General features: G+C 65.6%; 9 protein-coding genes. 6 read left to right on the plus strand and 3 right to left on the minus strand.

Features of this window, described 5'->3' with window-relative positions:
* Window positions 1-3: 3 nt before the first annotated feature.
* The 3 genes from argH (at window position 4) to ACFC25_RS21080 (ending at window position 2853) form a co-directional block, all read left to right on the plus strand.
* Entirely contained in the window at window positions 4-1467 is a 1464-nt protein-coding gene (argH, locus tag ACFC25_RS21070; protein WP_337347697.1) for an argininosuccinate lyase, read from the plus strand.
* 83 nt (window positions 1468-1550) lie between these two features.
* Complete coding sequence (locus tag ACFC25_RS21075; RefSeq protein ID WP_376048762.1) at window positions 1551-2087, plus strand: pyridoxal 5'-phosphate synthase; 537 nt, start codon at window positions 1551-1553, stop codon at window positions 2085-2087.
* A gap of 25 nt (window positions 2088-2112) precedes the next feature.
* Window positions 2113-2853, plus strand: a complete 741-nt coding sequence (locus ACFC25_RS21080; RefSeq protein ID WP_376048765.1) for a maleylpyruvate isomerase family mycothiol-dependent enzyme — start codon at window positions 2113-2115, stop codon at window positions 2851-2853.
* A gap of 3 nt (window positions 2854-2856) precedes the next feature.
* Here ACFC25_RS21080 and ACFC25_RS21085 read toward each other — a convergent pair whose 3' ends face one another.
* On the minus strand, window positions 2857-3378 hold the full coding sequence (locus tag ACFC25_RS21085) for a methylated-DNA--[protein]-cysteine S-methyltransferase (RefSeq protein ID WP_376048767.1): 522 nt from the start codon (window positions 3376-3378) through the stop codon (window positions 2857-2859).
* Window positions 3375-4916 (minus strand): DNA-3-methyladenine glycosylase 2 family protein, encoded by a 1542-nt coding sequence (locus tag ACFC25_RS21090; protein ID WP_376048769.1) that lies wholly within the window; start codon window positions 4914-4916, stop codon window positions 3375-3377. The genes ACFC25_RS21085 and ACFC25_RS21090 overlap by 4 nt, the downstream gene beginning before the upstream one ends.
* Before the next feature lie 80 nt (window positions 4917-4996).
* Between ACFC25_RS21090 and ACFC25_RS21095 the strand changes: the two genes are divergently transcribed.
* From ACFC25_RS21095 to tyrS, 3 genes are all read left to right on the plus strand, one after another.
* Window positions 4997-5662, plus strand: a complete 666-nt coding sequence (locus tag ACFC25_RS21095; protein ID WP_337352191.1) for a DNA-3-methyladenine glycosylase — start codon at window positions 4997-4999, stop codon at window positions 5660-5662.
* 52 nt (window positions 5663-5714) lie between these two features.
* A complete protein-coding gene (locus ACFC25_RS21100; protein ID WP_376048772.1) occupies window positions 5715-7943 on the plus strand; it encodes a HelD family protein in 2229 nt (742 codons plus the stop codon).
* 78 nt (window positions 7944-8021) lie between these two features.
* Entirely contained in the window at window positions 8022-9335 is a 1314-nt protein-coding gene (tyrS, locus tag ACFC25_RS21105) for a tyrosine--tRNA ligase (protein WP_337347683.1), read from the plus strand.
* 178 nt (window positions 9336-9513) lie between these two features.
* Here the strand turns inward: tyrS and ACFC25_RS21110 are convergent.
* On the minus strand, window positions 9514-9746 hold a 233-nt coding region (locus tag ACFC25_RS21110), incomplete at its 5' end, for a hypothetical protein (protein WP_376048775.1).

Consider the following 9746-nt stretch of genomic DNA (forward strand, 5'->3'; position numbering starts at 1 on the left):
AATCTGGGCCCACGAGCGCAGGGGTCCCCGGCCGAGCGCAGCGAGGTCGGGGTGCGCTCGGGGACGAACGAGGGTGCACTGTGGGGCGGCCGGTTCGCAGGTGGCCCCGCTGATGCCCTGGCAGCCTTGAGCAAGTCCACGCACTTCGACTGGCGGCTGGCCCGCTACGACATCGCCGGGTCACAGGCGCACGCCCGCGTGCTGCACAAGGCCGGGCTGCTGGACGACGCCGAGCTCGAAGGCATGCTCGCCGCCCTGGCACAGCTGGACGAGGACGTGGCCTCCGGCGCTTACCTGCCGGCGGAATCCGACGAGGACGTGCATGGCTCGCTGGAACGCGGCCTCATTGAGCGCGCCGGCACCCAGCTGGGCGGCAAGCTCCGCGCCGGACGGTCCCGCAACGACCAGGTGGCCACGCTCGGCCGCATGTTCCTGCGCGACCACGCCCGGATCATCGCCCGCGGCGTGTTGGCAACGATCGAGGCACTGGTGGAGCAGGCCAAGGCGCACCAGGGTGTGGCCATGCCGGGCCGCACGCACCTGCAGCACGCGCAGCCGGTCCTGCTCAGCCACCACCTGCTGGCCCATGCCTGGGCGTTGCTGCGTGATGTGCAGCGGCTCCAGGACTGGGACAAGCGCGCCGGTGTCTCGCCCTACGGTTCGGGTGCCCTCGCGGGCTCCTCGCTTGGGCTGGACCCGGAAGCGGTGGCCGCGGACCTGGGCTTCTTCTCCGCCACCCACAACTCGATTGACGGCACCGCCTCCCGCGACGTCTTCGCCGAGTTCGCCTGGGTGACGGCGATGATCGGCGTGGACTTGTCGCGCGTCTCGGAAGAAGTGATCCTGTGGGCCACCAAGGAGTTCTCCTTTGTGACTCTGCATGATTCCTACTCCACGGGCTCCTCGATCATGCCGCAGAAGAAGAACCCGGACGTGGCCGAGCTGGCCCGCGGCAAGGCAGGACGCCTCATCGGCAACCTGACCGGGCTGCTGGCAACACTCAAGGGCCTCCCGCTCGCATACAACCGCGACCTCCAGGAGGACAAGGAGCCGGTCTTCGACGCCGCCGACACCCTGGAACTGCTGCTTCCGGCTGTTTCGGGCATGATCGCGACACTGAAGTTCAACACGGAGCGGATGGAGTCGCTTGCACCGCAGGGCTTCGCGCTGGCAACCGACATCGCCGAGTGGCTGGTCCGCCAGGGTGTTCCGTTCCGCGAGGCCCACGAGCTTTCCGGAGCAGCGGTGAAGCAGGCCGAGTCCCGCGACGTGGAGCTGTGGGACCTGACGGATGAGGAGTACGCCGCCATTTCGGTGCACCTGACGCCGGAGGTCCGCACGGTCCTGTCCACGGAGGGGTCGCTGAACAGCCGCAACTCCCAGGGCGGCACGGCACCGGCCGCCGTCGAACGCCAGCTTGTTGCGCTGGAAGCCGAGCTGCGGGCCGTGCGGGAATACACGGCCTAGCTACCAACGCTCTCTCACTTTCCCCAAGAAAGTGAGAGAGCGTTGTGCGTTAACCGGCGAGCGGTCCCGGCTAGCATGTGGCCATGAGCGACGCCTTCCGCAGCCACCTCCGGGCCCTGCCCGACTTTCCCACCGACCTGCCGGACTTCGACCCGGCCCACGCCCCGGCGGACCCGGTGGCGCTGTTCACGTTATGGCTGGATGAGGCCCTGGCGGCGGGCGTGCTGCAACCGCATGCCTGTAGCCTGGCCACTGCGGCCGGCAATGGTCAGCCTTCCGCCCGGATGCTGATCCTGAAAAATATCGACGACGACGGCTGGCACTTCGCCACGTCCCGCACCTCCAGGAAGGGCCGGGAACTGTCCGTCAACCCGAAAGCGGCCCTGAACTTCTACTGGCCGCAGCAGGGCCGGCAGGTCCGGGTCGCCGGCCCGGTGGTTGAGCTGTCCGCCGAAGCGTCGGCCGCAGACTGGCAGGCGCGCCCTGCAGCGGACGGCAGCGACAATCCGGACTGGCAGCTCTACGCGCTCCAGCCTACAGAACTGGAATTCTGGCAGGCCCGCCACGACCGCCGGCACGTGCGGCACCGCTATGGACCGGACGGCATCCCGCTCGGCTGAGTGTTTGACGGTTAGGATGGGCGCCATGACTGCTCCCGCACCGGCTGACCTTCTCGCCGAACTGCACAAAGCCGCCGACGTCGTGGCCTCAGCCGCCGCGAAATTCACCGATGAGGACATTAAGGCGCCATCGGCGCTGCCGGGCTGGACCCGCGGGCATGTCCTGGCGCACCTCGCCGGCATTACCAACGCCATGGCCCGCCAGCTCGAATACGCGGCCCGGGGCGAAACCATTGAGCTGTACGACGGCGGCCAGGACGGTCGGAACAAGGCCATCGAGATCGCCGCGGGCCACAGTGCGGATGCCCATCGTGCGGATCTGGCCGCAGGCCTCGACCGGGCGCTGAAAGCTTTTGACGCGCTCGACGCCGGCTCCGGTTGGGACGCGCCGATTGCCTATCGAGGGGGAGTTGTCCTCGACGGCGGGCTGGCGTTGTGGCGTGAATTGGTGATCCACACAGCCGACCTGGGCACTGGCCTTGGCCCGGAGACCTGGAGCCGGCCATTCTGCGAACACCTTTTCGGCTTCCTGGCTGCCCGTGTGGCTCCGGGGGACAAGCTGGTGCTCCAGCCGCTTGGGCTTCCGCCAAGGACTCTCGGCACCGGCGCCCGCTCCACTGTCATCAGCGGCATGATCACTGACATAGCGGCGTGGCTTGCTGGCCGTGAACCGTCGCTCGGCAGCCTGCGGGCCTCCGCAGCTGCAGACGGCGTGGATCTCCCCGAACTGCTGCCGTGGCCTTCGGGGACGCCCGCAACAAAGTAGGTCCTAGCCGGCTTCGCGTGCCAGCAGGCTTTCCGTTGCTTCTCGCGCGAGCAGGCTCTCCTTGATGGCCAGGCCCCAGCGGAAGCCGCCCAGGGAGCCGTCAGTGCGGATGACGCGGTGGCAGGGCACAAACAATGCTGCCGCATTGAACGCGCAGGCGCTGGCCGCGGCCCTGACTGCCTTGGGATTCCCTGACAGTTCGGCGTACTCCGTATAGGTGACCGGCGACCCGGGGCGTACTGTCCTCAGCACATCCCAGGCGTGGGCCCGGAAGGGCCCGGATTTCTGCAGCACGGGAACAGCCATGGCCGGTGCGGGGTCCCCGGCGTAGAAGGCCTCCACTGCCAGGGATATGGGACCCAGGTCTGTCACCGACTCAATGTCGCCCGGGCGCAGCTCCGGATGGATTTGCCCGGTCAGCTCACCTGGCCCGGCCGTCCAGCCGGAGGCCAGGACCACGCCGTCCTGCGCGAGGATGGTGAATGGACCGTCTGGGGTGGACATCACTAACAACTGGGCTTTCATTGCATCGCTTTCTCTGGAACAGCTGGTTCAGGTTGAGGGGCTTTCGGCGCCGCAGCGGCGCGCCACAGGTGCATGGTGGCGTAGGACCGCCAGGGACTGACCTCACTGAAATCGGGGTTAAGCACACTGGGCCGGGGCGCCGGACCCAACGGTTCAGCGGCGAGTCCATCCCGGCTGGTGGCGGACGTTGCGAGGGCACGGATGCCGTTTTTCACAGCGGCATCGTTCGCCAGGAAGACGTCCGGCGCACCCAGCACGCGCATCGCCACATAGCCCACCGTCCAGGGACCCACGCCCGGGAGAGGGAGCAGCTTCGCCCCCAGCCCCGGCAGGTCGTCGCCATAGCCGAAATCCAGTTGGCCCTCCGCGAGGGCCGAGGCCGTAAAGCGGATGGCGTCAATACGGCGCTGCGGACCCCGCAGTAGTGAGTAGCCCGACAAGGCAATTTCAGCCGCGGTGGGAAACAGCCGAGAAAGCCCGTCGCCGGGCATCCGGCTGGGACTTCCGGCTGCGGACAGTTGGGTCAGTGCCGTCCGGGCCGCTGCGACCGTGACCTGCTGTCCGATCATCGCCCTGATGAGAAGTTCCCGTGGGTCCACCGCGCCCGGCAGCCGGATACCTGGGGCAGTGGCCACGGAGTTGGCAAGCCGGGGATCCCTAGCCAGCGCGCTGTCAATGGCGACCGGATCGGAGTCAAGGTCGAAAAGCCGGCGCACCCTGCTCAGCAGGGCCGGGAGGTCGCGGAGGTCCACCGCGCCGATGGTGAGGGTAAGCGGACGCCCCGGCGCGCCGCCGTCGTAATGCACACTGAAGCGGGCATCACCGTGTGGCAGCCGCAGCGTACGGGCGTACGACGTCGGTGTCCCCACCTCGATCCCCGGGATGGCCCGGACCGCGAGGAAGGAAAAGACGCCGGGGTCGAAGGGTTCGCGGTAGGGCAGGGTCAGGGTCAGCGCGGTGGCTGCCATCTCCGGCTTGTGGTGCCGCGCCGTGGAGCGCAGGGCTGTGGGCGTCATGGCGAACACCTCCACCATGGTCTCGTTGAACTGCCGGACGCTGCTGAAGCCGGATGCGAACGCGATGTCGGCAAGCTTCATGGAAGTGGAAACCAGCAGGGTGCGTGCGGTCTGGGCACGGCTTGCCCGGGCAAGCGAGAGTGGTCCGGCGCCGAGTTCATGGCTGAGGATCCGGTTCAGCTGCCGTGCCGAATAGCCCAGCCGGGCCGCCAGGCCCTGCACCCCGTCCCGGTTGATAACGCCGTCGTTGATGAGCCTCATGGCCCGGCCGGCGATGTCTTGCCGGACGTTCCACGCCGGCGTCCCGGGCACCGCCTCGGGTAGGCAGCGCTTGCAGGCCCGGTAGCCGGCGTCGTGCGCCGCGGCTGATGTTTCGTAGAAGGTGACGTTGGCTGCCTTGGGGGTGCGGGCCGGGCAGGACGGACGGCAGTAGATGCCCGTAGTCCGGACAGCAGTGTAGAACTGCCCGTCGAACCGGGGATCGCGCGCATCGATCGCGCGGTAGCGCTGCCAGAAGTCCATGCCCCCTATCCTGCCAGCCCATGATGGCACCTGCTAGCGGAAATCGGACATGGCCGTGGGCCGTTGGGTAGAGTCGGATCATGACCGTCCGCACCAGTCCCACCGAGCCGGAACAGCTCCGCGAACTATTGTCCGGAGATGCACGGAGGATCGCACCGCAACTACTGGGATCCGTCCTGAGCCACAACAGCCATGAGGGAACAGTGGCCGTGCGGATCACCGAGGTGGAGGCCTACATGGGGCCTGGTGATTCCCTGCATCCGGATCCGGGATCCCACACGTTTCGCGGCCCCACGGCACGCAACGCGCCCATGTTCGGGCCTGCCGGCCATCTATACGTCTATTTCACGTACGGCATGCATTACTGCGCCAACGTCGTCTGCGGTCCGGCAGGCACCGCCTCCGCCGTACTGCTGCGCGCCGGTGAAGTGGTGGAGGGGCAACGCCTGGCGGCAGTGAGGCGGCCGACGTCGAAATCTCCCTTTGATTTGGCGAGCGGACCGGCCCGGCTGGCCACTGCCCTTGCCCTCACTACGGCGGACAGCGGGCGGGATGCACTGAGCGAACCCTTCGAGCTGCGGCTTCCGGAAACTGCTGCGATGGAGGTCAGTTCCGGGCCTCGGGTGGGCGTTTCCGGGGACGGCGGCACCGGTGACTACCCCTGGCGCTTCTGGCTGCCGGGGGACCCTACGGTGTCCCGCTACAAGGCGGCCAAGCCACGTCCGGCGAAGTTTCAATCACGTTAACCGAAATGGTTGTAGAATGGACGGTCTGTCTTTTGCGATAGGGGAACGTTTAATGCTCGACGCCGATTTGGCCCACGAACGGGACTATGTTGCTGGCCTGTATGCGCGGCTGGAAGAATTGCGCGCCGAAAAGCGCAAGCAGTTGGCGCAGGTCCGCCGGGCCGGTGCTGTGGGCACCATGCAGAATGTTTCCGAGCGTGACGCCTTCGCCGCGCTCTATGAGGATCGCCTTGCCCAGCTCGACGCCGTTGATGACCGCCTGGTCTTCGGCCGCCTTGACCTGGATTCCGGGGAAGCCCAGTACATCGGCCGCATCGGACTCACCACCGAGGACCTGCAGCGGCTGATGGTGGACTGGCGCGCGCCCGAAGCCGGCCATTTCTACCAGGCAACCGCTTTTGACCGGCAGGGCGTGCGGCGCCGCCGGCACCTGATCCTGCAGGGCAGGGTAGTCAAGGCCATCGAGGACGACGTCCTGGACGCGGACATGCTTACCGACAACGAGTCGCTGCAGGGCGAAGGTGCACTGCTCGCTGCCCTGGACTCCAAGCGGACTGGCCGCATGTCCGACATCGTTGGAACCATCCAGTCCGAGCAGGACCGGATCATCCGTTCCTCCATCTCCGGTGCTGTCGTAGTCCAAGGCGGTCCGGGCACCGGCAAGACGGCCGTTGCGCTGCACCGCGCCGCCTACCTTCTCTACACCCACCGGGACCGGCTCAAGACTGCAGGTGTGCTGCTGGTGGGCCCGTCGTCGTCGTTCATGAAATACATCGAACGCGTGCTGCCCTCACTCGGCGAAACCGGGGTGGTGATGGCCAGCCTCGGCCGGCTGATGCCTGGCATCAGTGCGGTGGCCGAACCCGAGGCCGAGGTCGCGGCCATCAAGGGCCGGCTGGACATGGCGGATGTTGTAGCCAATGCCGTGGCAAACCGCCAACGGACCTTTGCCGAAAACCGGGTCGTAGAGGTTGACGGGCGGAAGCTGGTGCTCACGCCGCGGCAGGTCCGCCGCGCCCGGGAACGCGCGCGCTCCACAGGAAAGCCGCACAATGAGGCACGCGTGACCTTCGTCAAGATCCTGCTCCGCGAGCTGACCGAGCAGATGACCGAACTCGTGGAAGCGGGAAGCCTTGGCAACAACGCCGACCGCTCCTACCTTGCGGAGGACGTCCGCACTGCCCGGGATGTACGGATCGCGCTGAACCTGTGCTGGATGCCCATGACACCGGAGAAGCTCATCAGCGAGCTCTTCAGCAAGCCGGCGATCCTGGAAGTCTGCACCCCGCACCTCACCCCGGCCGAACGTGCGTTGCTGCTTCGCCCGGTGGATGCGCCCTGGACCGAGTCTGATGTGCCGCTCCTGGACGAAGCAGCGGAACTGCTGGGCGAACTTGACCCGGCTGCGGGCCGCGGACTGGCGCAGCAGGAGCACGATCGAGCCCGCGACCTGGCGAACGCGAAGCAGACCCTGGTGAACATGGAGGCTGCCGGTGTCGATGCGCTCATGTCGGCCGAGGAACTGGTGGACCAGAACCAGGAGCGCGAAGCCCGGCAGACAGCGGCCGAACGCGCCACGTCTGACAGGACCTGGGCCTTCGGGCACATCGTGGTCGACGAAGCGCAGGAACTTTCGCCGATGCAGTGGCGGCTTCTGGTCCGCCGGTGCCCGCTGAAGTCGTTCACCATCGTGGGCGACATCGCACAGACAAGTTCCGTGGCCGGCGCGAACTCCTGGCAGGGTGCCCTGGGTCCGCTGTTCGGGGACCGCTGGCAGCTGGAGGAACTGACGGTCAACTACCGTACGCCGTCGCAGATCGCGGAAGCCGCAGCACGGATGGCCAACGCAGCCGGCCTTGTGGTCTCTGCACCCAAGGCGGTCCGCGAGGGCCGCTGGGCGCCCATCATCGACAGGGTGGCGGCCGGAGAAGTGGTCAGCCGGCTGGTGGAGGCGCTTCCCGAAGAGCTGGAAGCGCTCGACGGCGGCCTGCTGGCCGTGATTGCCGACGGCGACCTCCTGCCGCAGGCGACGGCGGCCTTGCGTGCCGTCTATGGCCGGCGCATCGGAACCGGCGCCGGAAGCTATGAGCAGGACATCGTGGTCATCAGCCCGCGGGAGGCCAAAGGCCTTGAGTTTGACGGGGTTGTGGTACTGGAACCTTCCAGGATGCTGAACCACGAGCACGGGCGGGTGGGGGATCTCTACGTCGCCATGACCCGGCCTACCCAGCGGCTTCGCCTGATCGCAGCAGAGGGTGTGCCTGCCGGCATCGAACGCTAGCCCGGTCGGCGGGGATTGGCTGCCACCGGCCCGGTTCATCCGGCGCCGGTGGCCGCCAATCCTGCTAACTTAGAAGTCGTGTCAGAACTCAACGATCTCGAATCCCAGCAGAACGACCCCACCTTCGCCAACATCTGGCAGGAGCTGAAGTGGCGCGGCCTGGTCCACGTCTCCACCGATGAAGGGGAGCTGGAAAAGCTCCTCGCCGGTGAGCCGGTCACGTATTACTGCGGGTTTGATCCCACCGCGCCGAGCCTGCACTTGGGAAACCTTGTCCAGCTCCTGGTGATGCGGCGGCTCCAGCTTGCAGGCCACAAGCCGTTGGGATTGGTGGGCGGCTCCACCGGCCTGATCGGTGACCCGCGTCCCACGGCGGAGCGGACACTTAACACCAAGGACACCGTCTCTGAGTGGGTGGGCTACCTCCAGGCGCAGGTCCGTCGCTTCCTCAGCTTCGAAGGCGCCAACGCCGCCCGTATGGTCAATAACCTCGACTGGACCGCCCCGTTGAGCGCCATCGATTTCCTTCGCGAAATCGGAAAGCACTACCGCGTTGGCACCATGCTTCGCAAGGACGCCGTTGCTTCCCGCCTCAGCTCCGAAGAAGGCATCAGCTACACGGAGTTCAGCTACCAGATCCTTCAGGGCATGGACTACCTCCAACTCTTCCGAGACTACGGCTGCATGCTGCAGACCGGCGGTTCGGACCAGTGGGGCAACCTCACCAGTGGCACGGAGCTGATCCGCAAGGTTGAAGGCAAGACTGTCCATGCCCTCGGAACTCCGTTGATCACCAACTCGGACGGCACCAAGTTCGGCAAGAGCGAAGGCAACGCTATCTGGCTCGACGCCGGCATGTGCAGCCCTTACGCCTTCTACCAGTTCTGGCTGAACACAGCTGATGCCGATGTTGTGGACCGGCTCAAGGTTTTCACTTTCCTTAGCCGGGCCGAGATTGAGGAGCTGGCTGCCGCAGTGGCCGAGCGCCCCTTTGCACGGGAAGGCCAGCGGAAGCTTGCCTTTGAAGTCACGTCGCTGGTCCATGGGGTAGAAGCCACAGAGAAAGTTATCGCTGCATCAGCCGCGCTCTTTGGCAATGGCGATCTGTCCGCGCTGGACAAGCCAACCCTCGAAGCCGCAACGTCGGAGCTTCCCTCCGCAACCATCCAGGTGGATGGCTTGGGGATTGTGGACCTGCTTGTGGCATCGGGCCTGTCCGAGAGCAAGTCGGCAGCCCGGCGTACGGTGGGCGAGGGGGGAGCATACGTGAACAATGAGAAGGTTTCCGATCCCGAAGCCGTGATCTCCGAATCCGAACTGTTGCATGGCCAGTACCTGCTTTTGCGGCGCGGTAAGAAGAACCTTGCGACCGTAGAAGTCCTGGTCCCGTAGCCCGTCCAGAACCTCATTGCGCGCTCCTCTTCGGCCGATTTGCACGGCTGGAGGGGAGCGTGTATTGTTTTCTGAGTCGCCGCCGCTGAGTGGTGACAAACCCCCTTCAAATGAGAAGCAATTCATCATGTGCACTGCACGGGAATTGATGAAATGCTTCACTTTTTGATGGGCGGATTCATTCCGCAGAGTGAATATCGGGAAAATAACCCGGATTTGCAAAGTGAATATGAATGAAATAAGATGGAAACATCGCAGCGAAGAAATGCGAAACAAAAGAATTCATTGAAATGAATTGTTTCGAGAAGTATTCGAATGTGTCTGTTGTTTGAGAACTCAATAGTGTGCCAAGTTTGTTGATACCAATTGTTTTTTGATTGGTTGTTTTGGCCAGATCGTGCCGCCCCTGTG

This window comes from Pseudarthrobacter sp. NPDC055928 (assembly GCF_042270935.1).
Classification (GTDB): domain Bacteria; phylum Actinomycetota; class Actinomycetes; order Actinomycetales; family Micrococcaceae; genus Arthrobacter.

Coding starts and splice junctions, on each gene's coding strand:
- ACFC25_RS21085 (WP_376048767.1), bottom strand. CDS start 3,378: ATGAAAGCCCAGTTGTTAGTGATGTCCACCCCAGACGGTCCATTCACC.
- ACFC25_RS21075 (WP_376048762.1), top strand. CDS start 1,551: ATGAGCGACGCCTTCCGCAGCCACCTCCGGGCCCTGCCCGACTTTCCC.
- ACFC25_RS21080 (WP_376048765.1), top strand. CDS start 2,113: ATGACTGCTCCCGCACCGGCTGACCTTCTCGCCGAACTGCACAAAGCC.
- ACFC25_RS21090 (WP_376048769.1), bottom strand. CDS start 4,916: ATGGACTTCTGGCAGCGCTACCGCGCGATCGATGCGCGCGATCCCCGG.
- ACFC25_RS21095 (WP_337352191.1), top strand. CDS start 4,997: ATGACCGTCCGCACCAGTCCCACCGAGCCGGAACAGCTCCGCGAACTA.
- ACFC25_RS21100 (WP_376048772.1), top strand. CDS start 5,715: ATGCTCGACGCCGATTTGGCCCACGAACGGGACTATGTTGCTGGCCTG.